Here is a 26,753-nt window from a genome sequence, read left to right as displayed (position 1 = left end):
TCAAATCGGCCGGTTGTGGTCGCGGTCCACGGCGCGGCGCTGCGGCGCCAGCAAGATCCACGTGACGAAGGGCCACAGGGCCACGGCGACGAAGCTCTCGATGAAATTGAGCCATCCGGGGAAACGGCCCGAGACGATCAGGCGCGTCAGCAATTGCAGCGCCTGCGTCAGCAGCAGCAGCGGCAGCACGTGCAGCGCCTGCGTCAGGATGGGGAACCACAGCACGCGGCGGTGCATCATGATGGCGAAGTAGGACAGCAAGGTGTAGGCCAGCGCATTCTCACCCAGCAGGGTCGAGTCGTGCACGTCCATCATCAAACCCATGAAGAACGCCACGCCGATGCCGACCTTGCGCGGCTGGTGGATGCCCCAGAAGACCAGCACCAGGGCGACGAAATCGGGCACGCCGACAAACTGCCCCCATGGCAGCAGGTTCAGCAGAAAAGCGCACAGCAGGGAAAATCCGATGAACAGGGGGCTGACCGGCAGCAGGATGTAATGCGGGCGGTTCATCGTGTCGCTTCCTTCGGTGGCACGGCAGCAGGTGTTGTGGCAGCGGCCGGCGCCGCCGGTTTCGGAACCGGGCTAGCGGACGGCTTCGCGGCCGGTGTGGCCGGTGCGGTGGCCGGCGCTGTCGCCGCCCCGCCGGCGGCAGCCTCCTTGACAGGGTCCTTGATCGGCGCCATCTTGCCGGCAATCTTGCGGCCCGTCTTGACTTCTTCGGTCGGCGGGCGGGCGGGCATCTCGGGCGACGTCATCAAGATAAGCAGTTGGGTGTTGCGTTCGATGCCGGCCAGCGGCTGGCACACGACGCGGCCAAACGGGCCATGCGCGTTGCGCTCGACCAGTGTCACGCGCGCCACTGCCAGGCCGGCCGGGTACAGGCCGTCGAGGCCAGAGGTAATGACGATGTCACCGATCTGGATATCGGCGGTGGGCGCTGTAAAACGCAGCTCCATGGTGCCGGATTTGCCGCGACCGATGGCCACGCTGCGCACGCCATTGCGCAGCAGCTGCACGGGAATGGCTTGTTCTTCATCGGTCAGCAAGGTCACTTCCGAGGTGAACGGGAACACGCGCGTGACTTGTCCCACCACGCCCAGGTTGTCGATCACGGGGCGGCCCAGTTCGACGCCATTCTGGATGCCCCTGTCCAGCACGATCTTGCGCGTGGCAGAATCGCGCGTGTCATACAGCACTTCAGCCATCAGGGTCTTGACGGGGACTCTTTCGCGCGCCTCCATCAATTTGCGCAAATGGTTGTTTTCAACGATATTGAGCTGCGCCTGCTGCATGATCTGCGCCGAAGCGATTTGTTCGTGCTTCAGGTCGCGCACCTGTTTTTCCAGGGAAGACAGCGAAGAAAAGTAGTTGCCGACGCCAAGCGCCACATCGCGCGGCACCAGGGCTGCCATCTGCACCGGATACAGCACGGTGCCGACTGCCTGGCGCACGGCTGTCAAGGCGTGCATGCGCGAATCGACCAGCAACAGGGCGATAGAAATGCCGGCGAACACCATCATCTTGACGCGGGCGGAGGCGCCTTGTTTGAAAAGTGGCGGAGGACTGTATTCCATGACATCCAATAATCAGGCGCAGTGCGCCAACGTGCAAGGCCCGGTCGAACACCGGCGCCAAAACCAAAAAAAGGCCGGAGTTGGTTTCCGGCCCTTCTGTCAGATTATTCGTAGGAGAAGATCGAGCCGAGCTTGTCCATACGCTCCAGGGCCATCCCGGAACCACGCACCACGCAGGTGAGCGGGTCCTCGGCCACCAGCACCGGCAGGCCGGTTTCCTCCATCAGCAGGCGGTCCAGGTCGCGCAGCAGTGCGCCGCCGCCCGTCAGCATCATGCCTTTTTCGGCGATGTCGGCGCCCAGTTCCGGCGGTGTCTGTTCCAGCGCGTTCTTCACGGCCGAGACGATGTTGTTCAGCGGATCGGTCAGCGCTTCGAGAATCTCGTTGCTGGAAATGGTGAACGAGCGCGGGATGCCTTCGGACAGGTTGCGGCCCTTGACTTCCATTTCCTTCACTTCCGAACCCGGGAAAGCCGAACCGATGGCCTTCTTGATGGCTTCGGCCGTTTGTTCGCCGATCAGCATGCCGTAGTTGCGGCGGATGTAGTTGACGATGGCTTCATCGAACTTGTCGCCGCCCACGCGCACGGAACCCTTGTAGACCATGCCGCCCAGCGAGATGATGCCCACTTCCGTGGTGCCGCCGCCGATGTCGACCACCATCGAGCCGGTCGCTTCGGACACGGGCAAGCCCGCGCCGATGGCCGCTGCCATCGGTTCTTCGATCAGGTATACCTGCGAGGCCCCGGCGCCCAGGGCCGATTCGCGGATCGCGCGGCGCTCGACCTGGGTCGAACCGCACGGCACGCAAATGATGATGCGTGGCGAAGGACGGAAGAATTTCGAGTCGTGCACCATGCGGATGAACTGCTTGAGCATCTGTTCGGTCACGGTGAAGTCGGCGATCACGCCATCTTTCATCGGACGAATCGCTTCGATATTGCCCGGCACCTTGCCCAGCATCTGCTTGGCTTCCTTGCCGACTGCCTGAATGGTCTTCTTGCCATTCGGACCGCCTTCCTGGCGGATGGCGACGACGGATGGCTCGTCCAGGACGATACCGAGGCCGCGCACATAAATAAGGGTGTTGGCCGTGCCCAAGTCAATGGCCAGATCGGTGGAGATATACCTGCGTAAAAAACCAAACATGAGTGTCCTGTAGCGCATCGAGCTGCGCAAAAGCTGTTTATGGGGAGTTTCAAAGCGGGCGCTTTCAGGCACCCTGAAAATCCATGAAGGCGATTTTCCCGGGTTTCGCTTGGCGCTTGCGCAATCTTTTCTATGCTGCGGCAGCAGTCCATCAGCGCCGGCAACGCATTAACCCGCCATTCTACCTTATAATTTGAATGCGATTTGCTCAAAAACCATGGAAAAGTGCGACTCTTGCAGCCGCAAGTTACGCGGCATTCCTTGGCTTTTGTGAGCAAAAAAGCAGCATATACCCGCGTTTTAACAAAACGCCAACTTAATACTCATGCGCGGCACTCCGCGCCATTCGCCATGTCCCTGACACTATCCGACGTAAAACGCATCGCCCACCTGGCACAACTTGAAATGGCCGACGATCAGGCCGTCACGTCGCTGGCCCAATTGAACAAGATTTTTGCACTGGCCGAACAAATGCAAGCCGTCAATACCGATGGCGTGGCCCCCCTGAGCCACCCGCTGGCCGCCCATATGGACAATATCGCCCTGCGCCTGCGCGAGGACATCGCCACCGAAGCAAATCACCGCGACGCCTACCAGGCAGTGGCACCGAAAGTCCAGGATGGCCTGTATCTGGTGCCGAAAGTGATCGAATAACTGGCACCTGACATAAGCTACTGCGCGTCGCGACTTGCGGCCTCCGATGCTCACTGTGCCTAAGCACAGCCCCGCTTCTCGGCCACAACTCACTTTCGCTCGCTACGCTTCTGTCAGGCGCTAGAACGGCGCAGTGCACGAACAACAACCTTGCCGAATAGATAAAAATAGAAACGCCATGCATACAAAATCCATCAAACAGCTGTCCACGCTTTTGCAGAACAAGGAAATTTCCGCCGTTGCACTGGCGACGCACTTCCTCGACCGCATCGCAGCGGACAACTCGAACGCCTTCCTGCACGTCGACCGTGCCTTGACCCTGGCGCAAGCTGCAGAGGCCGACGCGCGCATCGCCGCCGGCACGGCCACACCATTGACGGGCGTGCCGATCGCGCACAAGGACCTGTTCGTGACCCGTGGCTGGCGCACCACGGCCGGCTCGAAAATGCTGGCCAACTACGCCAGCCCGTTTGACGCCACCGTGGTGGAAAAATTCCTGGCGGCCGGCATGGTCACCCTGGGCAAGGTCAATTGCGATGAATTCGCCATGGGTTCCGGCAACGAAAACTCGGCCTTCGGCGCCGTGAAGAATCCTTGGGATACAACAGCAGTGCCGGGCGGCTCGTCCGGCGGCTCGGCCGCCGCCGTTGCTGCAGGCCTGACGCCCGCGGCCACCGGCACCGACACGGGCGGCTCGATCCGCCAGCCTGCCGCCTTCTGCGGCATCACCGGCATCAAGCCAACCTATGGCCGCGTGTCGCGCTTCGGCATGATCGCCTTTGCCTCGTCGCTGGACCAGGGTGGCCCGATGGCTCGCTCGGCCGAAGACTGCGCCCTGCTGCTCACCGCCATGGCCGGCTTCGACGAGCGCGACTCGACCAGCCTCTCCCCGGAACAAGGCGGCGTGGCGGAAGATTTTTCGCGTGAGCTGGGCCAGCCGTTGACGGGCTTGCGCATCGGCGTGCCGCGCGAGTACTTCGGCGAGGGCCTGGCCAAGGACGTGGAAGCGGCCGTGCGCGGCGCACTGGCGCAGTATGAAAAACTGGGTGCCACCCTGGTCGACATCTCGCTGCCGAACACGGCCCTGTCGATTCCCGCCTACTACATGATCGCCCCGGCTGAAGCGTCGTCGAACCTGTCGCGCTACGACGGCGTGCGCTACGGCCACCGCGCCGCCGAGTACAAGGACTTGCAGGACATGTACAAGAAATCGCGCGCACAGGGCTTCGGCCCGGAAGTGCAGCGCCGCATCATGGTCGGTACCTATGTGCTGTGCCACGGCTACTACGACGCCTACTACCTGAAGGCGCAAAAGATCCGCCGCCTGATCGCGCAGGATTTCGATGCCGTATTAAATGGTCCGAACGCCGTCTGTGACGTCATCATGGGACCGGTCGCGCCAACTGTCGCCTGGGACCTGGGCGACAAGACGGATGACCCGGTGGCGAACTACCTGGCCGACATCTACACCCTGTCGACCAGCCTGGCCGGCCTGCCCGGCATGTCGATCCCTTGCGGTTTCGGCACCGGCGAGAAAAACGCCAAGCGCCCCGTTGGCCTGCAAATCATCGGCAATTATTTTGGCGAAGCCAAGCTGCTGAACGTGGCCCACCAGTTCCAGCAAGTGACGGACTGGCATACGCGCAGCCCTGCCGGCATTTAAGAACAGACGCGCCGCCCTGGCGGCGCCACTAAAAAATAAGCGAGAACACTATGCAATGGGAAGTCGTCATCGGTCTTGAGAACCACGTGCAGCTCACGACCGAATCCAAAATTTTCAGCGGTTCGCCGATCAAGTACGGCGCCGACGCCAACACGCAGGCCAGCCCGGTAGACCTGGCGCTGCCAGGCGTGCTGCCCGTCATGAACAAGCAAGCGGTCGACCGCGCAATCCGCTTCGGCCTGGCCGTCGGCGCCACCGTCGCGCCGCACTCGGTCTTCGCGCGCAAGAATTATTTTTATCCGGATTCGCCCAAGGGCTACCAGATCAGCCAGTTCGAGGACCCTGTCGTCATCGGCGGCGCGCTGACCTTCGGCTATGAAAAGGATGGCGAATTCGTCACCAAGACGGTGAACCTGACGCGCGCCCACCTGGAAGAAGACGCGGGTAAATCCCTGCACGAAGACTACGCAGGCATGAGCGGCATTGACTTGAACCGCGCCGGCACGCCGCTGCTGGAAATCGTTTCGGAACCGGAGATCCGCAGCGCTGCCGAAGCCGTGGCCTACGCCAAGGCCCTGCACTCGCTGGTCATGTGGCTGGGCGTTTGCGACGGCAACATGCAGGAAGGCTCGTTCCGCTGCGACGTCAACGTCTCCGTGCGTCCTGTCGGCCAGAAAGAATTCGGCACCCGCTGCGAGATCAAGAACCTGAACTCCTTCCGCTTCATCGAGGAAGCCGTGCACGTGGAAGTGCGCCGCCAGATCGAGCTGATCGAAGACGGCGGCAAGGTCGTGCAAGCCACGCGTTTGTACGACCCGGATCGCAAGGAAACGCGCGAAATGCGCAGCAAGGAAGACGCCCAGGATTATCGCTACTTCCCGGACCCCGACCTGCCGCCGCTGGTCATCTCGCAAGCGTGGATCGACACCGTCAAGGCCTCGATGCCGGAACTGCCGGCCGCCATGCGCGCGCGTTTCATCAGCGAATACGCGCTGCCTGAATATGATGCGCTGGTGCTGACGCAATCGAAAGCCATGGCGACCTATTTCGTCGCCGTGGTGGACAAGGCCGGCAAGGAAAACGCCAAGGCTGCCGCCAACTGGCTGATGGGCGACGTGTCGTCGACACTGAACCGAGAAGGCGTGGACCTGGACGACGCCCCCGTCTCCGCCGCGCAGCTGGCCGCCATGCTCAAGCGCATCGCCGACGGCACGATCTCGAACAAGGCGGCAAAGGAAGTCTTCGCCGGCATGTGGGAAGCCAAGTCCAGCGACGAGAACCTGGTCGACGCCATCATCGACGCCAAGGGCCTGAAACAGATCTCGGACTCGGGCGCCCTGGAAGCCATCGTTGATGAAGTACTGGCGGCCAACGCCAAGTCGGTGGAGCAATACCGCGCCGGCAAGGAAGCGGCCATCAACGCGCTGATCGGCCAGGCAATGAAAGCGTCCAAGGGCAAGGCCAACCCGGCCCAGCTGACGGAAATGCTGAAGGCCAAGCTGGCCGGATAATTCCCACGCCCCCCAAAAAAGACGCCGCGGCGTCTTTTTTTTTGCCTGGCCACTCCACTCATAAACAAGCTTGTCTAGTTTTTTCCGCATGCCTGGAAGGCGTTTATGCGGCACATAAAATTAAAGTATACATTTCTGTCTACAACGACTATTCTAACCTTATTGATTTTCAGGCAAGAGGAAAACAGCATGACCAAGACGCACGACATCCCGAAACCGACGGCAGCCGAACTCGATCTGCTGCAGGCACTGTGGCCGCTGGGCGCCGCCACGGCCAAGCAGGTGCACGAGGCGATGGCCCTGGCCAAGCCGGCCATCACGTATGGCACCGTGCTGCGCCTGATGCAGATCATGCACACCAAGGGCTTGCTGATTCGCGACGCAAGCCAGCGTTCGCACGTGTATGCGCCGGCCCAGGCGCAGGACAGCCTGCAGACGAACCTGCTCAAGGAATTGATGCAGAAGGCCTTTGCCGGTTCGGCCAAGGCGCTGGTGCTGGCGGCGCTGCGCACGGGCGTGTCGCGCGCAGAACGTGAAGAGATAGAAAAAATGCTCAAGGAGGATCAATCATGAACGGCTTCGTGCCAGCGCTGGGCTGGACCCTGCTGCACTTCCTGTGGCAAGGCTTGCTGATCGGCTGCGCCACGGCGCTGGCGTGGGCGGCCCTGCGCAACGCGCGTCCCGAGGCGCGCTACGCCATCGGTTGCGGCGCCTTGCTGGCCAGCCTGGCATGGCCGGCGGCGGGCTTGTATCTGCGCCTGGCCGGCGGCGATGCCACGGGCGCGCTGTTCTCCAGTGCCTTGCTGCCGGCCGCCCTGCTGGCGCCCGACAGCTTGCCCGACCTGGACCTGCTGCTGCGCGCCGTCGTCGGCGTGTGGGCCCTGTGCGCCGCCGTGCTGGCCGTGCGCATGGCGCTGGGCATGCTGTGGATAGAGCGCAGCGCCAGGAACACCGGGGCCACGCACCCGCAACTGCAGACAAGGCTGTCGCGCATGGCGCAGCATGCCGGCGTGGGACGGCCCGTGCGTCTGCGCGTGCTCGACAACATTGCCAGCCCGCTCACGGCCGGCATCTGGCGCCCCATGGTGCTGGTGCCTGCAGCGCTGATCACCGGCATGCCGCCGCACCTGCTCGATGCGCTGCTGGCGCACGAACTGGCGCACATCCGGCGCCACGATTATCTGATCAACCTGCTGCAAAACGCCATCGAGACGCTGCTGTTCTTCCACCCTGCCGTCTGGTGGATCTCTCGCGGCGTGCGCCTCGAACGCGAACATATTGCAGATGATTTCGCAGCAAGACAACTGGGCGAACCGCGGCGTCTGGCTCTTGCACTCTCGGAACTGGAACGTCTCCAGTTCTCAACCCACCACCTGGCCCAAGCGGCCAACGGAGGAGATCTTATGTCACGTATCAAACGATTGCTGCGCCCTGCACCACAAACCTTGAACTGGAAAGCGGCCGTGCCGCTGCTGGCCCTCGCCGGCGCCTGCCTCGGCATCTACCGCCAGGCCGTCGCCGCCGACAGTGCACCTGTACTGGAGCGCCGGCCCATCATCGACTTTGGCGTCTGCGGCAAACCGGTCTACCCAGCCGCATCGCTGCAGGCGAAAGAAGAGGGCACGGTCAACATGTCCTTTGACGTCAATGCCTCCGGCAAGGTGTTGGGCTCGAGCGTGGTCAAAAGCAGCGGCCATCCGGCCCTCGACGAGGCGGCGCGCAGCGGCATTGCCAAGTGTACGTTCAAGCCTGCCCTTGCTGGCGGCAAGCCTGTCAGCGCCAGCGTCAAGGTGCAATACGTCTGGAGCCTGAACTAATGTATGCGCGGCGGCATCGTAGCAACATTGCAGCAGCGCTGCCGCCGCCCGCTTGCGGGTATGATCATGGATTCTTCCACGCACCTGTGAACCCGCCATGAACAAGATCAAAACCGGCCTGGTTGGCTACGGCTTTGCCGGCTCCACCTTCCACGCCCCCGTCCTGTCTACCGTCTCTGCCCTGGAACTGGCCGCCGTCGCCTCCAGCAAACCGGAGCTCGTGCACAAGGATTGGCCGAATACGACCGTGTATGCGGAAGCGGCGCAGCTGTTTGCCGATGCGTCGATCGAGCTGGTCGTCATCGCCGCGCCCAATGAAGCGCATTTCAGCCTGGCCCTGGCGGCCCTGCAGGCGGGCAAGCACGTGGTGGTCGACAAGCCATTTACTATTTCCAGCGCCGAGGCGCAGACCCTGATCGCCCTGGCCAAGGAACGCAAGCTGGTGCTCAGCGTGTATCACAACCGGCGCTGGGATGGCGACTTCCTGACCCTGAAAACACTGCTGGCACAGGGCACCCTGGGGCGCATCGCCAGCGTCGAATCGCATTTCGACCGTTTCCGCCCCGAGATCCGCCAGCGCTGGCGCGAGTCTGGCGCACCCGGTGGCGGCTTGCTGTACGACCTGGGCCCGCACATGCTGGACCAGGCCATGCAGCTGTTCGGCCAGCCGGAAAAACTGTACGCCGATATCGTCCTGCAGCGCGATGGGGCGCAAGCAGTCGACTATATGCACATCGTTTTGTACTACGACCGCTTGCGCGTGGTGCTGCAAGCCGGCTGCCTGGTGAAGGCGCCGACGGCGCGCTTCGCCGTGCATGGCGACAAGGGGAGTTTCGTGAAGTTTGGCCTCGACCCGCAGGAAGATGCCCTGAAGGCGGGCGGCAGGCCGGGACAGCCAGGTTGGGGCGTGGACCCCGTGCGCGGCGCGCTGCACCTGGGTACCCAGCCGGATGGACATTTTGAACACCTCGACATGCAGGCGGGCCGCTACCAGGACTTTTACCAGGGCATGGCCGACGCCATCCGCCACGGCGCACCGGCGCCCGTAGCAGCCGAGGATGCGGCAGCGACAATACGCCTGATCGAACTGGCGCTGCAAAGCGCCGCCGAAGGACGCGTGCTCGCGGTCAGCTGATTCGATGTCAACTGACCGAGATCAGTTGATGACGAAGGCCAGCACCACGGCACCCAGCGCCAGCAGGGCCAGGCCGCAAATGAACAGCAGTTCACCCCACCATTCGTAGCGCAAGCGCGACTGGCCGGGGCGCAGCGACATGAACGAAAGCACGGCGCTGACGAGAAAGACGATGGCATCGACGGCGAGCAGCTTGTCGATGGCCACGCGCACCTCGCCGCGCGGCGCCAGGTGCCCGATCGACAGCACCGTCATGCACACGCCGACCATCGTCGCCGATGTGGGCAGGATATGCGCCGACAAGCCCCGTTCGGACGCCTTGCCGTCGCCGGGCATCAAGGCCGGCCCTGGTTCGTTCCCGCCGCCCAGACCAGCTCAACGCGCGCGGACGATCCCGCCTTGACTTGCACCTTGCGCGCCAAAGTATTGCCGGCAAGGGTGGCGCGCAAGCTGTAGCTGCCCGGCGGCAGTTTCGCCAGCAGGAACGGTCCGCTGGCCGTCGTTTCAAGCACCTGCGCGCCCTTGGCATCGTGTATTTCCAGCTTCACGTCGGAGGCAAATTCCGCCTTGCCCCCCGCCTGCACGGAAAACACCAGGCTCAAGGGCCAATGCCGGCTGGCGCTCTTGATGGCAGTCGACTCGTCGAGGCCGATACCGCCGCTCAGATATTCCACCGCGCCGCTCTTTTGCACGGGCGGAAGTGCGCTGTCGGTTTGGGCTTGCACCGCACTTCCCAGCAACAGCCCGGCTGCCAGCATTACCGCCGCCAGGCTCAGGGTACCGCGTCTGTCTGGTGCCATCTCACTCTCCTCATATTGCTTGAATCAAGATAGGAAGCGCAGCTTAGGCCAGCCTTAGAACACGATCAGCGCCGGCGCATGGCTTCGGCGATCTTCTGGTCCGTCTTGTACTGGCTCAGCGCATAAACGGCCCAGATCGTGGCTGGCAGCCAGCCGATCAAGGTGATTTGCAGGATCAGGCAAATGATGCCGGCAATGGGGCGGCCGATGGTGAAAAAGGTCAGCCACGGGAGTATCAGGGCAATCAGCAAGCGCATCGTTCGTTCCTTGAGTATTCCCCTGTGCCGCGGGGACCGGGCCGGCGCGCCGGCGATAAAATCAATTTATCCGATTATAACGATACCTGCGACTCACGCCGGCACGGGTGGGAGCAGCTTTTCGATCCAGGCCAGGATGGCGGCAAAGATCACGTCGCGGTTCACTTCATTGAAATTCTCGTGGTAATTGGCCGGATAGTAATGATAGTCGAGCAGGCCCTCGGGCACGCTGCGCAGCAGGCTTTCCGTGGCGCGGCTGTTGGCCAGCTTGTCGTCGCCCGCCACCACGGCAAACAGGGGGAAGCGCCAATCCGACAAGCCGCCCGCCAGTTCCTTTTGCGCCGACGTCAAGGCATGGGCGAAGCGCACCGACGCTGCACTGGCGCGTATGCCATCGCGCTCATCCTGAAAATGGCGCGCGGTGATGGTTTGATCGTGCGTCAGCAACATGGTCAGGTTGCCCAGCGGCACCTTCATCGTGGGGTAGCGCTTGGCCAGCCAGCCGGACAGCATCTGCAGCACCTTCGGCACGGGAATCGCATTCACGTAATACGGCGAGGAGATAATGAAACCCCGGATGGCCGGGTCGCCCGCAAAACGGCGCAGGCCAAGGTGCGTGGCGATCAAGCCCCCCATTGAATGGCCCATGACGAAAATCGGCAAGCCCGGATACGCCTGCTTGATCCAGGCGAGGAACAGTTCCTCGTCGTCGAGGAAGGCCTCGAACGAAGGGATATCCACCTTGCGCTTGCCATCGTGGCCCACCATGTCGAAGCTGGCGGTGGCGAAGCCATGTTGGCGGAAGGTCAGCGCCGGCGTGACGTAATCGCCCGCGTGCGCCATGCCGCCGTGGATCGCCAGGATCACGGCGCGGGGGCGTTGGGGCTGTGGCGGCTGCCAGATATGAATGGGCCGCTCGACCTGGTCGCTGCACAGCAGGCTGGCCATCTTGTCTTCTGAAAAACGCATCGCTGCTCCTGTCGTGCCCTGTTACGCCTTCAGATGATCGATCAACTGGCGCGCGTACAGGGGTAATTCACTGAACTGGCGTACGCAAATCGTCAGATTGCGTACCGACCAGGGATCGGATAATTCCAGGCAGCGCAGCGCCATCGTCTGCTGGCAGCGGCTGGCCGCCGCCAGCGGCACCACGCTGATGCCCACGCCGCTGGCGACCATGCGGCACACGGCATCGAAACTGCGCAGGCGCACGCGCACCTTCAACGGACGACCCAGGCGCGCCGCATGCATGCCAAGGTACTGCTGCATCGCGCTGTCATCGGCCAGGCCGATGAAATCGTGATCCAGCAGCGTGGAGAACGCGACGACGCCATCCTGGCCGAGCGCGCGGTGATGCACGCCGTCGGCTGCCGCGATGACGACTAAACGGTCGGGGCGGAACAAAAACGTCTGCAAGCCGCGCATGTCGACCGAGTCGGACACGATGCCCATGTCGGCCAGCCCTTCCGAAACGGCTTTGACGATATCGTAACTGAGGCGCTCCTCCAGGTCGATGGTCAGGTTCGGATGGCGGTCGAGAAAAGCACCGAGTGCCTCAGGCAAAAATTCGCTGAGCGCCGCCGTATTGCATAGCAGCCGCAACTGTCCTTTCAAGCCGCGCGCAAATTCACCTAACTCGCCGCGCATTTTCTCCATTTGCAGCAGTACCAGGCGCGCGTGATGCAGCAAGGTCTGCCCTACCGGTGTCGGCTCAACGCCACGCCGCCCGCGCAGCAGCAGGGGCATGCCCAGCATCTCTTCCATGCCGCGCACGCGCGCGCTGCTTGAGGCCAGCGCCAGGTGGCTGCGCGCAGCCCCCGCCGTCAGGCTGCCCGCCTCCACCACGTTGACAAACAGCTGCAAATCGACCAGATCAAAACGCATGGCAGCTCTCCTTTTCGCCATCTTATCAGCCTTCGTCCATCCCTAAGGCTGACTCAAGATAATCCACCTTGGCGAAAGGCGCGGGCAGGCGCAGAATCCTTGCAAAACCACTGTGGAATAAAAAATGGAGACATCATTTCTGCTGGCTATCGGCGCCAGCTTCCTCGTCGCTGGCTTCGTCAAGGGCGTAGTCGGACTGGGGCTGCCGACGGTGGCCATGGGCACGCTCAGCCTCGTCATGCCACCCGTGCAGGCGGCAGCCCTGCTGATCGTGCCGTCGATGGTGACGAATGTATGGCAGCTGGCGGCCGGCCCGGGCCTGCGCGCCCTGCTGCGCCGTTTGTGGCCCATGCTGGCCGCCGTCATCGCGGCTACCTTGACGGGCGGCGCCCTGCTGCCGCAGGACAGCGGCGCCTGGGCCGTCGTTGCGCTGGGCGTGGCGCTGATGCTGTACGCGCTGGCGGGACTGTTCTCGCTGCAACTGCGCGTGCCGACGCGGCATGAAGCCTGGCTGGGGCCCATGGCAGGCGCCGTGACGGGATTGCTGACTGCCGCCACGGGCGTCTTCGTGATCCCCGCCGTGCCGTATCTGCAGGGACTGGGGCTGGCACGCGACGCGCTGGTGCAGGCGCTGGGCCTGGCGTTTACGGCATCGACCGTGGCGCTGGCGGCCAGCCTGGCATTGCACGGCAACTTCAGCCTGGGCGCGGCGGCCGTTTCCGCGTATGCGCTGCTGCCGGCGCTGGGCGGCATGCTGGCCGGCCAATGGCTGCGCGGGCGCATCGCGCAGCAAGTATTCAAGCGGTGCTTTTTTGTCGGGCTGTTCGCCCTGGGCCTGCATGCGGCGCTGAAACCATGGCTGGCGTGATGCAGATAGAGTGGCAAGGGGATAGCGCGCTGTGCGCGTGGATCGACGGCCAGCAAGTGGCCATGCTCGATATCAGCAGGCGCGCCGATGAAGTGACGGTGAACATGCTGTTCGTGAAACCGCCGTTCCGGCGGCGCGGCATCGGCGGCGCGCTGTTGCGGCGCTTGTTGCAATGCCACCCATCGGCCAGCGCTACCTGCAGCGACCCGCGGCTGCGGGCGCTGCTGGAGAGGACTACTTAAATTCCATACCGATTGCGGTACGCGGAAACAGCCTCTTTATATTTCAGCAGTTCCGGATCGGCGCCCGCGCCATTCAGGTAGCCGAACAAGTCGTCCAGGTTGCCGATTGAGATGACGGGAATACCATACTGTTTCGACACTTCCTGCACCGCCGAACTTGGCGACAGCTGGCCGTCCGGGCCCGAACGCTCCATGCGGTCCAGGGCGATCAGCACGGCGCATGGCTCGGCGCCGGCGGCGCGGATCATGTCCACCGACTCGCGTACCGAGGTACCGGCCGAGATCACATCGTCAATAATGACAACCTTGCCATGTAGCTTGGCGCCGACGATGGTGCCGCCTTCGCCATGGTCCTTGGCTTCCTTGCGGTTGAAGGCGAACGAAGTGTTGCGGCCCTTGCCGGCCAGCGCCACGGCGGTGGCCGATGCCAGGGTGATGCCCTTGTAGGCGGGGCCGAACAGCATGTCGAATTCGACGCCCGAGTCGAGCAGGGTCTGCGCGTAGAACTGCGCCAGCTCGGCCAGGGTAGCACCATCATGGAACAGGCCCGCATTGAAGAAGTATGGCGACTGGCGTCCGGCCTTGGTGGTGAACTCGCCAAACCGCAAGACTCCCTTGGATACTGAAAACGCGATAAACTGCTGGCGTAAATTATTCACATTAGCCTCATTTTTTAAAAGTGCCTGTATTTTAATCCGCGCGCACCGGCGAGACAATCGCCATGCCGCGCCCGCCGGCCCCGTCCAGCGCCCTTTCACTCTCGACTTATGCCAAAAATTATCTCCGCCAACTTGAACGGCATCCGTTCCGCCGCCAAAAAAGGCTTTTTCAACTGGATGGGCACGCAGACGGCCGATTTCATCTGCGTGCAGGAATTGAAGGCGCAACTGCCCGACATGACGCCGGAATTCCTCAATCCCCACGGCTATCATGGCCATTTCCACTATGCCGAGAAGAAGGGTTATTCGGGAACGGGCATATATAGCAAGGTCGAACCGGACGCCGTGCATATCGGCTTCGGCAGCCCGGAATTCGACGCCGAAGGCCGCTACGTGCGCTGTGATTTTGGCAAGCTGTCCGTCATTTCCGTGTACTGCCCTTCCGGCTCGTCCGGCCCGGAGCGCCAGGAAGCCAAGTTCCGTTTCATGGAGCTATTCCTGCCGCATCTGCTGGAATTGAAGGCGCTGGGCCGCGAAGTGGTCATCTGTGGCGACTGGAATATCGCCCACCATGAAATCGACCTGAAGAACTGGAAGGGCAACAAGAAGAATTCCGGCTTCCTGCCGGAAGAGCGCGCGTGGCTGACGCGCGTCTTCGACGAAGTGGGCTTTGTCGACGTGCACCGCGGCCTGGACAAGCGCGAAGACCAGTACACCTGGTGGAGCAACCGGGGCCAGGCCTACGCGAAGAACGTGGGCTGGCGCATCGACTACCATGTCGCCACGCCCGGTATCGCGGCCCAGGCGCATACGGTCAGCGTCTACAAGGACGAGCGTTTCTCCGACCATGCGCCACTGATCATCGATTACACGATCAAGGCATAAGCACTGCTACAGGCTGCGCCGGCTTTCAAAATGGCGCAGCTCGCCCGTCAACGGATCCGTGAAATCGATCGCCCGCGCCAGCAGCTGCAAGGGCTGCGACATGTCATCTTCCTTGCACTGCAGGGCCAGCGGGTAAAACGCATCGTTGACGATGGGGATGCCGAGTGAAGCCAGGTGCACGCGCAGCTGGTGCTTGCGCCCCGTGTGCGGGTACAGCCGGTACAGGTTCACCTCGCCGCGCCGTTCGATCACGTCGATGACGGTTTCCGAGTTCGGCTCGCCCGCCTCCTCACGCATGAGGAAGAACTGCTCGCCCTCGACCATGCGGCTGCGATAGGTGAACGGAAAATCGCGGCCATCGAGGTGCGGTGCCAGCGCCTCATACGTCTTGCGCACTTCGCGGCGCTGGAACAGCGACTGGTAGGCGCCACGGCTGGCTACCAGGCGCGAAAAAATCACCACGCCGGCCGTCTCGCGGTCGAGGCGGTGGATCGGCGTCAGCTCGGCGCAGTCCAGGTTTTTCTTCAGGCGCGTCAGCAAGGTCTCCTGCACGAACCGCCCGGCCGGCGTCATGGGCAGGAAATGCGGTTTGTCGACCACCACCAGGTGTTCGTCCTGGAACAGGATCTCTTCCTGGAACGGGATCGGCGTTTCGCGCTCCAGCTCGCGGTAGTAAAAAATGCGCATGCCGCGCCGGTATGCGCTGTCGGGCGCCAGCACGGCGCCGTCGCCATTGACCACGTCACCGCGCGCCATGCGGTCCTGCCATTGCGCGGCGCTGATCTGCGGATAGCGATCAAGCAGAAACGACAGCATGTCGGGCCATTGTCCTTCCGGCAGCCACAGGTAGCTGGGCGCCACGCCATCGCGCATGGGCAAGGGTGAGGCAGCGTGGCGGCTGGACATCCTAGCGCTGCGCGATAGCGTTGCTGCGGTAGGGCGGCAATGCCTCGACACTGACGCCCTTGCTGCGCGCGTACAGGGGCAGCACCTGCGCCATATGGCTGTTCATCTGCGAGATGCGGTCCTTGCCCGACGGGTGGGTCGAGAGGAATTCCGGCGGCGCGCCCGCGCTTGCGGCCGCCATCTTCTGCCACAGGATGACGCCGGCGCGCGGATCGAAACCTGCACGCGCGGCCAGGTCCATGCCGATCAAATCCGCCTCGCGTTCATCGTCGCGCGAGAACTTCAGCATCACGCCCTTGGCCGCCATATTCGTGGCGGTGCTGGTCAGATTCGGGTCGACGCCGAGCCAGGCCGACAGGCCGGCGCCGGCCAGCTTGGCGCCGACGGCGGCCAGGTTGCCCTTGCCTGCCTGCGCCTGCGCGTGTTCGCGCAAGGCATGCGAAATTTCATGTCCCATGACGACGGCCACTTCATCGTCGGTCAAATTCAGCTTCGTGATAATGCCGCTGTAAAAAGCGATCTGCCCGCCCGGCATGCAAAAGGCGTTGACCTCATCCGAGTTGAGCAGGTTGACCTGCCAGTTCCAGTTAGCCGCCGCCTCGTTCCAGCGCGTGGCGAACGGGATGATGCGCTGGGCGATGGCGCGCAGGCGTTTCACTTGCGGGTCGCTGTCCGGCACCAGCGCATTTTTTTCCTTCGCTTCGTTGACCAGCTGCGTATATTGCTGCTTCGATTGTGCGTTGAAATCGGCGCCGCCGGCAAAGATGCGCGAGGTCGACAAAGGACGCACCTTGATGCCATCCTGTACCGTCGCCTGCTGGGCAAAGACGGACAGGGGCGCCAGCGCGGTGGCCGCGCACAGGCTGGCCAGGACGGTATAACGTTTAAGGGATATTGGTGCCATTGGCAGACCTCCATGGGGCAATTTTAGGCAACATCATCATGGCCGGGAAGGCCAGGAAGAAGCAAACAATGAAAAACGAGAACCAGCCCAGCTCGGCAACCAGAAAGCCCACCGAGGCATTGATCAGGGTGCGCGGCACGGCGCTCAAACTGGAAAACAGCGCATATTGCGTGGCCGTGTAGCGCGGATCCGTGGTGCGCGACAGGAACGCGACAAAGGCGGCAGCACCCAGGCCCAGGCTGGCAAATGCTTCAAAACCGATCACGGCACTGAGCAGCATGGTGTTCGGCCCCACCTGCGCCAGCCAGGCAAAGCCGAGAATGGCGATCGCCTGCAGCGCGCCAAACACCCACAGGCCACGGTTGATGCCCAGCTTGAGCATCCACACGCCGCCCACCACGCCGCCGGCCAGGCTGGCCCAGAAACCCGTGGTATTGGCGGCCAGGCCGATCTGCGTCATGCTAAACCCCAGGTCCAGGTAAAACTTCGTCGCCAGCGCCGTGGCCATGCTGTCGCCGATTTTGTAGAGTAGTACGAAGGCGAGGATCCACATTGCGTTACGCCAACCATCGCGCGCGATGAATTCCTGGAACGGCAAGATGATCGCTTCGCGCATGGTCTTCGGCGGCGAACCGTAGACGGTGGGTTCCTTGATCAGCAAGGTACAGACGAGGCCCGGCAACATGAAGGCGGCCGTGATCCAGAAGACGGGCTGCCACGGCATGCGGTCGGCCAGGATCAGCGACAGCGCACCCGGCACCATGCCCGCCACTTTATAGGCGTTGACGATGACGGCGGCGCCCAGGCCCTGCTCGTTATCGGAAAGGATTTCGCGTCGGTAGGCGTCGATAACGATGTCCTGGCTGGCCGACAGAAAGGCCACGCCGCCCGCAGCGGCGGCGATCAGGCCGATCTGCGTGAGCGGATCGAGCATGCCCATGCCGCCGATGGAAAAGAACAGCGCCACCTGCGTAAGTGCCATCCAGCCGCGTCGGCGACCCAGTCCCAGGATGCGGTAGCGGTCCATCAGAGGCGCCCACAGGAATTTCCAGATGTAGGGGAACTGCACCAGGGCGAACAGCCCCAGCGCTTTTACGTTCAGGCCCGACTTGGCCAGCCATGCCTGCAGCAGGTACAGCAGGATGAACAGGGGCAGGCCGGAACTGAAGCCCAGCACCAGCACGGCCAGCATGCGGCCGCTGGCGTAGGAACGCCAGCCTGGCGCCGGACTTGTCGTCATCAATGCACCGCTTTTTTGCGCAGACGGAAGACGGCCAGGTCGCCGCGCAGGTTCGGCAGCACGGAGACCATCTTGCCTTCGGCAAGGGCCACGCATTCGATCACTTCCAGGCCGCATTCTTCGGCCAGTTCACGGAAGTCATTGATGGTAGCGCAGCGCACGTTGGGCGTGTCATACCACTGGTAAGGCAGCGATTTCGACACGGGCATGCGCCCTTTCAGCAGCGCCACGCGGTGCGGCCAGTAGGCGAAATTGGGAAACGAGACGATAGCCTCGGCGCCCACGCGCACGATGTCGCGCAGCAGCGGCTCGACCTGCTTCATCATCTGCAAGGACGACAGACACAGCACCGTGTCGAAGCTGTTGTCGCCAAAAATGGCCAGGCCTTTTTCCATGTCCTGCTGGATCACATTGACGCCGCGTAACGTACTGGCCAATACCTTGTCGTCGGCGATCTCGATGCCATAGCCGCTGCACTCCTTGTCGCTTTGCAGGTACTGCAGCATCACGCCTTCGCCGCAGCCCACGTCCAGCACATGCGCGTTATTCGGCACCCAGTGGGCGATGAAGGCCAGGTCGGGGCGCAACGCGCTCAATTCGTCAAAAGTCATGCTATCTCCTTGGCGCCCTGGCGGACGGCGGTGTTCCTGGCTGCTGCGGGCGCGCCCACGTTGATGTCATTCCATACCTGGCCATAATAGGCGCGCACCATGTTCATGTAGCGCGCATCTTCCAGCAGGAAAGCGTCGTGGCCGTGCGGCGCGTCGATTTCCGCATAGGTCACCTGGCGGCGGTTGCACACCAGCGCCTCGACGATTTCGCGGCTGCGCTCGGGCGAGAAACGCCAGTCGGTGGAAAACGAGGCGAGGAAGAACTTGGCCTGGGTGCCCGACAGGGCCTTGGCCAGGTCGCCGCCATGCGCGCGCGCCGGATCGAAATAATCGAGCGCCTTGGTAATCAGCAGATAGGTGTTCGCGTCGAAGTACTCGGAGAACTTGTCGCCCTGGTAGCGCAAGTACGATTCGATCTCGAAATCGATGCCGAAGCCGAATTTGTAGTCGCCCGTCTGCGCCGCATCGCGCAGCTTGCGGCCGAATTTTTCGGCCATGTCGTCATTTGACAGATACGTGATGTGGCCCACCATGCGCGCCACGCGCAAGCCGTTCTTCGGCACCACGCCGTGTGCATAGAAGTCGCCGCCATGGTAATCGGGGTCGGACAGGATGGCCTGGCGCGCAACGTCATTGAAGGCGATGTTCTGCGCCGACAGCTTGGCCGTCGAGGCGATTACCACACAGTGCCTCAACCGCTCGGGGAACATGATGCTCCACGCCAGCGCCTGCATGCCGCCCAGCGAGCCGCCCATCACGGCGGCGAACTGTCTGATGCCCAGCTCATCGGCCAGGCGCGCCTGCGCGCTGACCCAGTCTTCCACCGTCACGACAGGGAAAGAGGCGCCATATGGCTTGCCGGTGGCGGGATTGGTGTGCATGGGGCCCGTCGAACCGAAGCAGGAACCCAGGTTGTTGACGCCGATGACAAAGAATTTGTTCGTATCGAGCGGCTTGCCCGGCCCCACCATATTGTCCCACCAGCCCGTGCTCTTCGGCTCGTCGGCATACACGCCGGCCACGTGGTGCGAGGCATTCAGGGCGTGGCAAACCAGCACCGCGTTCGATTTGTCGGCGTTCAGGGTGCCGTAGGTTTCATACATCAACATATAGTCCCGCAGCGATGCTCCGCTTTGCAGCTGCAGGGGTTGCGCAAAATACATGGTTTGCGGCGAAACGATTCCAATGGATGACATGTGTGTCGGTTTATAAAAGGGGGTGGCCCCACGGGCCATGGTCGATGCAGCACCGCGATGATAGGTTCTGCAACTTTAACACCAGGAAACATCTTGCCGCGCGCGATGCCTCCTGGTGCTGATAAAGCGACAGTTTACATGAGCTGCAACTGTTGTACGGCTTCCGCGATCACATTTGGTTCCATGGAGCGCATAATTTTGCGCATTTGTGGTGCGATCAGACCCAGGTCGCTGTTGAGGATCTCTTGCTTGACCGCCAACAGCTGGGCCGGATGCATGGAAAACTCGCGCAGCCCCATACCCAGCAGCAAGCGCGTGAGCTTCACGTCGCCCGCCATTTCGCCGCACACGGCCACGTCGATGCCCGCCTTATGGCCAGCCGCAATCGTCATGGAGATCAGCTGCAGCACGGCCGGGTGCAGCGGATTGTACAAATGCGCCACTTCGTAATCGACGCGGTCGATGGCCAGGGTGTACTGGATCAAATCATTCGTGCCGATCGACAGGAAATCCATGCGCTTGACGAACATGGGCAGGGCCAGCGCAGCGGCGGGAATCTCGATCATGGCGCCCACTTCGACGGCGTCGTCGAACTTGACGCCCTCCTCGCGCAGGCTGGCCTTCGCCTGGGCGATCATGGCCAGCGACTGATCAATCTCGAAGGCATGCGCCAGCATGGGGATCAGGATGCGCACCTTGCCAAAGGCCGAGGCGCGCAGAATCGCGCGCAGCTGCGTCAGGAACAGTTGCGGCTCGGCCAGGCAGTAACGGATGGCGCGCAGGCCCAGGGCAGGATTCAAGGCCGTATGGTCGGACTGATCGAGCGGCTTGTCGGCGCCGATGTCGAGCGTGCGGATGGTCACCACGCGCCCTTTCATCGACTGCACCGTGCTGCGGTAAGCCTCGAACTGCTCGTCCTCTGTAGGAATCTTGTGGGCGCGGCCCATGAACAGGAATTCAGAACGGAACAGGCCCACGCCGCTGGCGCCCGATTCCAGCGCAAACGGACAATCCTCGGGCAGTTCGATATTCGCCAGCAGGGTGATGGGGGTGCCGCACTTGGTGACGGCCGGCGTCTTTTTCAGCTTGCCCAGCTTCTTGCGCGCGCGCTGCATGGCCACCTGGCGCTCGCGGTACTGCTCCAGCACCAGGGCGCTGGGGTTGGCGATGACCACGCCGGCGTCGCCGTCGATGATCAGCCAGTCGTCCTGCTCGATCAGCATCGACGCCTGCGACATGCCAACGGCGGCCGGGATATCCAGGCTACGCGCGACGATGGCCGTGTGCGAGTTCTGTCCGCCCACGTCGGTAATGAAGCCGATGAAGGAACGGTCGCGGAATTGCAGCATGTCGGCGGGCGAAATATCGTGGGCGACCACGATCATCTGCGCCAGCACCTCATCTTCGGCTGCCGCCTTGGGCAGCAGCTGTTCGGTGCCCAGCAAGACCTTCAGCACGCGTTCGGCCACTTGCTGGATATCGGCCTTGCGCTCGCGCAAATACGGGTCTTCGATTTCGTCGAACTGCGCCGATAATTCATCGATTTGCGTCAGCAGCGCCCATTCGGCGTTGTAATGGCGCGAACGGATGATGTCGAGCGGCGCTTCGGCGATCATCGGGTCCGAGAGGATCAGCGCATGCACATCGATGAACGCACCCAGCTCGGTGGGCGCATCTTTCGGCAGCTCGTTCCACAGGGTTTGCAGTTCCTTGTGGACGGCGGCGATGGCGTTTTGCAAACGCTGGACTTCGGCTTCGATCTGTTCCTGGGCGACCAGGTAATGTTTGACGTCAAGGGCTGCCGGCGCCAGCAGATGCGCGCGGCCAATGGCGATGCCGCGGGAGACCGGGATGCCGTGGAGCGTGAAAGATGCCATGGGGTGACCTGTCGGAATGCGGCTGCGGCTGCGTTCGGCGGGCATTACTCGCCTTCGCCAAACCTGTCATTAATCAGGGCGGTGAGCGCATCGACACATGCCTGCTCATCATCGCCCTCGGCTTCCAGGGTCACTTTCGCGCCCTTGCCGGCGGCCAGCATCATTACGCCCATGATGGACTTGGCGTTGATGCGGCGCGCGTTGCGGGTCAGCCAGACGTCGCTCTTGAACTTGGCGGCGAGCTGGGTAAATTTGGCGGAGGCGCGTGCGTGCAGTCCCAGCTTGTTGATGATTTCGAGTTCTCTTTGAATCATTTTTGTATGGTCTCTATCCCTGAATGCACTACGCTGATGACAATCTTGGCCTATAAAACCCGCCGCCTTCAGGGCGGCGGCCATGCACTTCCTTATTCGCCCACACGGATGCGGTTATCGACGCGCACGGCGCCGCTTTGCGCACCGGCCAGCGCCATCTCCACCACCACGTCGAGCGTGTCGCGGCGATACGTGATGGCGCGCAGCAGCATAGGCAGGCTGATGCCGGCGATGACTTCCACCCGGCCAGCATCGGCCAGCTTGTTGCAGCAGTTCGACGGCGTGCCGCCCTTCACATCGGTAATTACCAGCACGCCGGAGCCGTCGTCGAGGCGGCAAATGGCTTCGGAAGCCAGCTTTTGCACTTCCGCCAGGTCCTGGTCGGCGACGACATCGATGGCTTCAAAACGTTCTGTTGGCCCGCGAAACACATGCGCGCAGGCGGCGATGAACGCCTGTCCCAGCGGGGCATGTGTCATGAGCAAAATCCCTACCATAGTCATTTCACCTTCTGGCGCTGCTGCGCTTGTGCGACGCCATGTTCGACGGCGTCGACAAACATGGCCGCCACGTCAAAACCCGTCTGCTGCATGATTTCCTGGAAGCAGGTCGGGCTGGTGACATTGACTTCCGTCAGATAGTCGCCGATCACATCCAATCCTACCAGCATCAGGCCACGCGCGGCCAGGATCGGGCCCAGCTTTTCTGCTATTTCCAGATCGCGCGCCGTCAAGGGCTGCGCCACGCCCGTTCCACCGGCCGCCAGGTTGCCGCGTACTTCGCCCGCCTGCGGGATGCGCGCCAGCGAAAATGGCACCGGCTTGCCGCCGATGACGAGGATGCGCTTGTCGCCCTTGACGATGTCGGCAATGAAACGCTGCGCCATGATGGTTTGCGCGCCGTTCTCGCTCAAGGTCTCGATGATGGCGCCCAGGTTCAGGCCATCGGCCTTGACGCGGAAGATGCCCGTGCCGCCCATGCCGTCGAGGGGCTTGAAGATGACGTCCTGGTGCTTGGCGTGGAAGGCGCGCAGGCGCGCTTCATTCGACGTCACCAGGGTGGGCGAAGTGAATTCGGAAAACTGGGCGATGGCCAGCTTTTCATTGTTGTCGCGGATGGCGGACGGCGTGTTGAAGACATGCGCGCCCTGCTTTTCCGCCAGTTCCAGCAGATACGTGCCGTACACGTATTCCATGTCGAACGGCGGGTCCTTGCGTTCGATGATGGCGTCCAAGGCCGACAGGCGCACTTCCTCGCGCGAGACAACCTTGTACCAGTCGTGCTCGTCGCCGGTCAGCTCGATGTGCTGCACATGGGCCGTGACGATGCCCTCTTCCAGCGCCATGTCCTTCTGCTCGAAGGCGTAGACGGCGTGGCCGCGTTTGGCCGCTTCGCGCATCATGGCGAAAGTGGAATCTTTGTAAGTCTTGAAGCCTGCCAGCGGGTCGGCAAGGAATGCAATTTTCATGGTGCGTCCAATCGGGGAGCCTGGATAAGGAATGCTTGATTCTAGCCGAGATCGCCAGGCGCAGTAGTCACCGCGCCCGGCAAGCTGCTGGGATCGATCAATACACCTCGGGATTCGGGTCCGTGCGCTCCATTTCCAGCGATGCAGCCAACAAGGCCAGTCGCGCCACCACGCCATACACATAGAAGCGGTTCGGCGCGGCCGTGCCCGGCTTGGCCTTCAAGTCCGGCACGGCATGCTGCTGGGCAAACGCCAGCGGCACGTACTGCGAACCGGGCGCGTTCAGGTTCTGGTCCACGCCCCGCTCCGCGTGCACGCGATAGAAACCGCCCACCACGTAGCGGTCGATCATGTAGACAACAGGCTCGGCCACGGCATCCTTGATGCTTTCAAACGTGGGCACGCCTTCCTGGATGATGACGTCGGTGACGACTTTGCCGTCCTTGACGATGGACATCTTGTCGCGCTGCTTGCGCGACAAGTCGCGCACTTCGCTGGCGTCGCGCACCGTCATGATGCCCGTGCCATACGTGCCCGCATCGGGCTTGACGATGACGAAGGGCTTTTCCTTGATGCCGTATTCCTTGTATTTCTTGCGGATCTTGGCCAGCAGCACGTCGACGCTGGCGGCCAGCGCATCTTCGCCCTCGCCTTCCTGGAAGTTGACGTCACTGCACTTGGCGTGAAACGGGTTGAGCATCCATGGATCGACATCGATCATCTTGCCGAATTTTTTCACCACCTCATCGTAGGCCGTGTAGTGGTTGCTCTTGCGGCGCAGGGCCCAGCCCGCGTGCAAAGGCGGCAGCAGGCTTTGTTCATGAATATTTTGCAAGATATCGGGGATGCCGTCCGACAAGTCGTTATTCAGCAAGATCGTGCACGGATCGAAATCCTTCAAGCCCAGGCGGCGGCCGTTATTCAGGCGCACGAGCGGCTCGATGACGAGCATGTTGCCATCTGGCAACGCCAGCGGTGTCGGCTGGGTGATCTCGGGCGACCACGAGCCCAGGCGCACGTGCAGTCCCGTCTGGCGGAAGATCTGCATCAATCGCGCCACGTTTTGCAAGTATTGCGGCGTGGTGTTGTGCAATTCCGGCACCATCAGCAGGTTGCGGGCGTCCGGGCAATACTTGTCGATGGCAGCCATGGCCGCCTGCACTGACAAGGGCAGCATTTCCGTGGCGAGGTTATGAAAACCGCCGGGGAACAAATTGGTATCGACGGGCGCCAGCTTGTAGCCCGCATTACGCAAATCCACCGAGCAATAGAAGGGCGGCGTGTGCTCTTGCCACTCCATGCGGAACCAGCGCTCAATGGCCGGCGTCGCGGCCAGAATCTTTTTTTCGAGGTCGAGCAGCGGTCCGGTCAGGGCCGTGACGAGATGGGGAACCATAGTTACATCCTTAAATTATGTGCAGTATTCAAAAAAGCACACAGAACTGCCGACTATATTACCGTGTAAGTACCCCAAATCGGGGCAAAAGCCTTGTTTTAAAGACCTTTTCCATTCCCACAACGAAAAAAAGGCACCTCAAAGAGGCGCCTTTTCAAGCCTAGCATGCCGCGCCGGGGCGCTGACATGCCAGATCATTATCATTTAGCCATGATATGCCTGTTCGCCATGGCTGGTGATATCGAGGCCTTCGCGCTCTTCTTCTTCCGGTACGCGCAGGCCGATGACGATGTCGACCAGCTTATACGCGATGAGGGAGACCACGGCCGACCAGATGATGGTGGTGCCGACCGCTTGCGCCTGCACCCATACCTGGTGTCCGATCGAATACGGGTCAGCCGACATCTTGTTGGTGACATAGTCGAAGATGCCTTGACCACCCAGTTGTGGTGCAGCAAACACACCCGTCAACAAGGCACCCAGGATGCCGCCCACGCCATGCACGCCAAACACGTCGAGCGAATCGTCGGCGCCGATCAGGCGTTTCAAGCCGTTCACGCCCCACAGGCAGATGACACCGGCCAGCAAGCCGATGACCAGGCCGCCCATCGGGCCGACAAAGCCGGCCGCCGGGGTGATCGCCACCAGGCCGGCAACGGCGCCCGATGCGCCACCGAGCATGGATGGCTTGCCTTTGCTGATCCACTCGCCAAATACCCACGACAGGGTGGCGGCAGCAGTTGCCAGCAGTGTGTTGACGAAGGCCAAGGCAGCCACATCGCCCGCTTCCAGCGAGGAACCGGCATTGAAACCGAACCAGCCCACCCACAACAGGGAGGCGCCGATCATGGTCATCGTCAGCGAGTGCGGCGCCATCGATTCACGGCCGTAGCCAACGCGCTTGCCGATCATGATCGCACCCACCAGGCCGGCGACAGCGGCATTGATGTGCACCACGGTGCCGCCGGCGAAGTCCAGCGCGCCTTTTTGCCAGATCCAGCCAGCCTTCAGGGCTTCACTGGCCGAGGTGGCGGCATTCGTGATCAGGTCAGGACCGGTCCAGAACCACACCATGTGGGCGGCCGGCAGGTAGGCGAACGTGAACCACAGCACGACGAAGGCCAGCACCGCGGCAAACTTTGCGCGCTCGGCAAAGGCGCCGACGATCAGTGCGCACGTGATGGCGGCAAACGTGCCCTGGAAAGCCACGAAGACGAACTCGGGAATGACGACGCCCTTGCTGAAGGTGGCGGCGGCGGCAAACGTGCCCTTGGCCGGATCCCAGATGCCGTTCAGGAACAGGCGGTCGAAGCCACCGAAGAAGGCGGTTTTTTCCGTGAAGGCGATCGAGTAGCCATAAATACACCACAGCACGATCACTAGCGCGAACACCATGAACACTTGCATCAGCACCGACAGCATGTTCTTCGACCGCACCAGGCCGCCGTAGAACAGGGCCAGGCCGGGGATGGTCATCAAAATCACCAGCAAGGTGCTGATCATCATGAAGCTGGTATCGCCCTTGTTGGCGACGGGCGCAGCTGCTGGCGCGGCAGCTGCCGGTGCCGGAGCGGCAGCTGCGGGCGCTGCGTCAGGAACCGGCGTCACGGCGGGAGCGGCGACGACAGTAGTCGTGGCCTCTTCCGCCTTGGCGGGGGCATCGGCAAAGCTCGGCGTGGCAAGGCCAAAAGCACACAGACAGGCTATCCCAGCGAGCAATTTTGTTATATTTTTACGCATC

At 62.3% G+C, this 26,753-nt stretch carries 29 protein-coding genes; 9 read left to right on the top strand and 20 right to left on the bottom strand.

Features of this window, described 5'->3' with window-relative positions:
- The 3 genes from mreD to CLU92_RS23260 all read right to left on the bottom strand — a co-directional run bounded on the left by mreD (position 1) and on the right by CLU92_RS23260 (position 2,725).
- Positions 1–513, bottom strand: coding sequence for a rod shape-determining protein MreD (gene mreD, locus CLU92_RS23270; protein WP_035824494.1), 513 nt, complete (start codon positions 511–513; stop codon positions 1–3).
- Positions 510–1,577 (bottom strand): rod shape-determining protein MreC, encoded by a 1,068-nt coding sequence (gene mreC, locus CLU92_RS23265; protein WP_101483782.1) that lies wholly within the window; start codon positions 1,575–1,577, stop codon positions 510–512. The genes mreD and mreC overlap by 4 nt, the downstream gene beginning before the upstream one ends.
- A 104-nt stretch (positions 1,578–1,681) precedes the next feature.
- Positions 1,682–2,725 carry a rod shape-determining protein gene (locus tag CLU92_RS23260; RefSeq protein WP_010393186.1) on the bottom strand — a complete coding sequence of 348 codons (1,044 nt, stop codon included), beginning with the start codon at positions 2,723–2,725 and terminating at the stop codon, positions 1,682–1,684.
- 351 nt (positions 2,726–3,076) lie between these two features.
- Here CLU92_RS23260 and gatC point away from each other — a divergent pair, with 351 nt between their 5' ends.
- From gatC to CLU92_RS23230, 6 genes are all read left to right on the top strand, one after another.
- The gene (gene gatC / locus CLU92_RS23255; RefSeq protein WP_101483781.1) at positions 3,077–3,379 is read left to right on the top strand and encodes an Asp-tRNA(Asn)/Glu-tRNA(Gln) amidotransferase subunit GatC; all 303 of its coding nucleotides are present in this window, start codon (positions 3,077–3,079) and stop codon (positions 3,377–3,379) included.
- A 178-nt stretch (positions 3,380–3,557) separates the two neighbouring features.
- Positions 3,558–5,042 carry an Asp-tRNA(Asn)/Glu-tRNA(Gln) amidotransferase subunit GatA gene (gene gatA / locus CLU92_RS23250; RefSeq protein WP_101483780.1) on the top strand — a complete coding sequence of 495 codons (1,485 nt, stop codon included), beginning with the start codon at positions 3,558–3,560 and terminating at the stop codon, positions 5,040–5,042.
- Between the two features lie 35 nt (positions 5,043–5,077).
- Positions 5,078–6,553, top strand: a complete 1,476-nt coding sequence (gene gatB / locus CLU92_RS23245; protein ID WP_257562693.1) for an Asp-tRNA(Asn)/Glu-tRNA(Gln) amidotransferase subunit GatB — start codon at positions 5,078–5,080, stop codon at positions 6,551–6,553.
- Positions 6,554–6,742: 189 nt separating this feature from the next.
- A complete protein-coding gene (locus CLU92_RS23240; protein ID WP_101483778.1) occupies positions 6,743–7,126 on the top strand; it encodes a BlaI/MecI/CopY family transcriptional regulator in 384 nt (127 codons plus the stop codon).
- Entirely contained in the window at positions 7,123–8,370 is a 1,248-nt protein-coding gene (locus CLU92_RS23235; protein ID WP_101483777.1) for a M56 family metallopeptidase, read from the top strand. The genes CLU92_RS23240 and CLU92_RS23235 overlap by 4 nt, the downstream gene beginning before the upstream one ends.
- Before the next feature lie 97 nt (positions 8,371–8,467).
- The gene (locus tag CLU92_RS23230) at positions 8,468–9,505 is read left to right on the top strand and encodes an oxidoreductase (RefSeq protein WP_101483776.1); all 1,038 of its coding nucleotides are present in this window, start codon (positions 8,468–8,470) and stop codon (positions 9,503–9,505) included.
- Between the two features lie 21 nt (positions 9,506–9,526).
- On the opposite strand, the gene CLU92_RS23225 is transcribed toward CLU92_RS23230, so the two are convergent.
- The 5 genes from CLU92_RS23225 to CLU92_RS23205 all read right to left on the bottom strand — a co-directional run bounded on the left by CLU92_RS23225 (position 9,527) and on the right by CLU92_RS23205 (position 12,446).
- Positions 9,527–9,841, bottom strand: coding sequence for a hypothetical protein (locus tag CLU92_RS23225; protein ID WP_101484850.1), 315 nt, complete (start codon positions 9,839–9,841; stop codon positions 9,527–9,529).
- Positions 9,841–10,305, bottom strand: coding sequence for a carboxypeptidase-like regulatory domain-containing protein (locus tag CLU92_RS23220; RefSeq protein ID WP_101483775.1), 465 nt, complete (start codon positions 10,303–10,305; stop codon positions 9,841–9,843). The genes CLU92_RS23225 and CLU92_RS23220 overlap by 1 nt, the downstream gene beginning before the upstream one ends.
- A gap of 65 nt (positions 10,306–10,370) precedes the next feature.
- Positions 10,371–10,562 carry a YqaE/Pmp3 family membrane protein gene (locus CLU92_RS23215; RefSeq protein ID WP_092716721.1) on the bottom strand — a complete coding sequence of 64 codons (192 nt, stop codon included), beginning with the start codon at positions 10,560–10,562 and terminating at the stop codon, positions 10,371–10,373.
- A gap of 93 nt (positions 10,563–10,655) precedes the next feature.
- The gene (locus CLU92_RS23210; protein WP_101483774.1) at positions 10,656–11,531 is read right to left on the bottom strand and encodes an alpha/beta fold hydrolase; all 876 of its coding nucleotides are present in this window, start codon (positions 11,529–11,531) and stop codon (positions 10,656–10,658) included.
- A 21-nt stretch (positions 11,532–11,552) separates the two neighbouring features.
- A complete protein-coding gene (locus CLU92_RS23205) occupies positions 11,553–12,446 on the bottom strand; it encodes a LysR substrate-binding domain-containing protein (RefSeq protein ID WP_070222806.1) in 894 nt (297 codons plus the stop codon).
- Positions 12,447–12,570: 124 nt separating this feature from the next.
- Here CLU92_RS23205 and CLU92_RS23200 point away from each other — a divergent pair, with 124 nt between their 5' ends.
- A complete protein-coding gene (locus CLU92_RS23200; RefSeq protein ID WP_101483773.1) occupies positions 12,571–13,314 on the top strand; it encodes a sulfite exporter TauE/SafE family protein in 744 nt (247 codons plus the stop codon).
- Positions 13,302–13,556, top strand: coding sequence for a GNAT family N-acetyltransferase (locus CLU92_RS23195; RefSeq protein ID WP_180338576.1), 255 nt, complete (start codon positions 13,302–13,304; stop codon positions 13,554–13,556). Before CLU92_RS23200 ends, CLU92_RS23195 begins: the two co-directional genes overlap by 13 nt.
- Here the strand turns inward: CLU92_RS23195 and pyrE are convergent.
- The gene (pyrE, locus tag CLU92_RS23190) at positions 13,553–14,215 is read right to left on the bottom strand and encodes an orotate phosphoribosyltransferase (protein ID WP_010393161.1); all 663 of its coding nucleotides are present in this window, start codon (positions 14,213–14,215) and stop codon (positions 13,553–13,555) included. The genes CLU92_RS23195 and pyrE overlap by 4 nt on opposite strands.
- Before the next feature lie 108 nt (positions 14,216–14,323).
- Here pyrE and CLU92_RS23185 point away from each other — a divergent pair, with 108 nt between their 5' ends.
- Complete coding sequence (locus CLU92_RS23185) at positions 14,324–15,100, top strand: exodeoxyribonuclease III (RefSeq protein WP_101483771.1); 777 nt, start codon at positions 14,324–14,326, stop codon at positions 15,098–15,100.
- 6 nt (positions 15,101–15,106) lie between these two features.
- Here the strand turns inward: CLU92_RS23185 and CLU92_RS23180 are convergent, their stop codons facing one another.
- The 11 genes from CLU92_RS23180 to CLU92_RS23130 form a co-directional block, all read right to left on the bottom strand.
- Entirely contained in the window at positions 15,107–16,006 is a 900-nt protein-coding gene (locus CLU92_RS23180; protein ID WP_101483770.1) for a pseudouridine synthase, read from the bottom strand.
- A 1-nt stretch (position 16,007) separates the two neighbouring features.
- On the bottom strand, positions 16,008–16,910 hold the full coding sequence (locus tag CLU92_RS23175) for a M48 family metallopeptidase (RefSeq protein ID WP_101483769.1): 903 nt from the start codon (positions 16,908–16,910) through the stop codon (positions 16,008–16,010).
- Entirely contained in the window at positions 16,891–18,150 is a 1,260-nt protein-coding gene (locus tag CLU92_RS23170) for an AmpG family muropeptide MFS transporter (protein ID WP_101483768.1), read from the bottom strand. The genes CLU92_RS23175 and CLU92_RS23170 overlap by 20 nt, the downstream gene beginning before the upstream one ends.
- Positions 18,150–18,761 (bottom strand): methionine biosynthesis protein MetW, encoded by a 612-nt coding sequence (gene metW / locus CLU92_RS23165; protein WP_070222822.1) that lies wholly within the window; start codon positions 18,759–18,761, stop codon positions 18,150–18,152. Before metW ends, CLU92_RS23170 begins: the two co-directional genes overlap by 1 nt.
- On the bottom strand, positions 18,758–19,957 hold the full coding sequence (locus CLU92_RS23160; protein ID WP_101483767.1) for a homoserine O-acetyltransferase: 1,200 nt from the start codon (positions 19,955–19,957) through the stop codon (positions 18,758–18,760). Before CLU92_RS23160 ends, metW begins: the two co-directional genes overlap by 4 nt.
- Positions 19,958–20,091: 134 nt before the next feature.
- Complete coding sequence (gene ptsP / locus CLU92_RS23155; RefSeq protein ID WP_101484849.1) at positions 20,092–21,834, bottom strand: phosphoenolpyruvate--protein phosphotransferase; 1,743 nt, start codon at positions 21,832–21,834, stop codon at positions 20,092–20,094.
- Positions 21,835–21,878: 44 nt separating this feature from the next.
- Positions 21,879–22,148: an HPr family phosphocarrier protein gene (locus CLU92_RS23150; protein WP_034749416.1), complete on the bottom strand. Its 270-nt coding sequence runs from the start codon at positions 22,146–22,148 to the stop codon at positions 21,879–21,881.
- 92 nt (positions 22,149–22,240) lie between these two features.
- On the bottom strand, positions 22,241–22,645 hold the full coding sequence (locus CLU92_RS23145) for a PTS sugar transporter subunit IIA (RefSeq protein ID WP_029496035.1): 405 nt from the start codon (positions 22,643–22,645) through the stop codon (positions 22,241–22,243).
- Positions 22,646–22,647: 2 nt separating this feature from the next.
- Complete coding sequence (gene gshB / locus CLU92_RS23140; protein ID WP_101483766.1) at positions 22,648–23,616, bottom strand: glutathione synthase; 969 nt, start codon at positions 23,614–23,616, stop codon at positions 22,648–22,650.
- Positions 23,617–23,713: 97 nt separating this feature from the next.
- Positions 23,714–25,012 (bottom strand): glutamate--cysteine ligase, encoded by a 1,299-nt coding sequence (gene gshA, locus CLU92_RS23135; RefSeq protein WP_101483765.1) that lies wholly within the window; start codon positions 25,010–25,012, stop codon positions 23,714–23,716.
- A gap of 204 nt (positions 25,013–25,216) precedes the next feature.
- The gene (locus CLU92_RS23130; protein ID WP_101483764.1) at positions 25,217–26,752 is read right to left on the bottom strand and encodes an ammonium transporter; all 1,536 of its coding nucleotides are present in this window, start codon (positions 26,750–26,752) and stop codon (positions 25,217–25,219) included.
- Position 26,753: the final 1 nt, after the last annotated feature.

Source organism: Janthinobacterium sp. 61 (assembly GCF_002846335.1).
Lineage (GTDB): Bacteria > Pseudomonadota > Gammaproteobacteria > Burkholderiales > Burkholderiaceae_D > Janthinobacterium.
The sequence above is the reverse complement of the archived record's forward strand: the minus strand, read 5'-3'. Positions and strand labels throughout refer to the sequence as shown.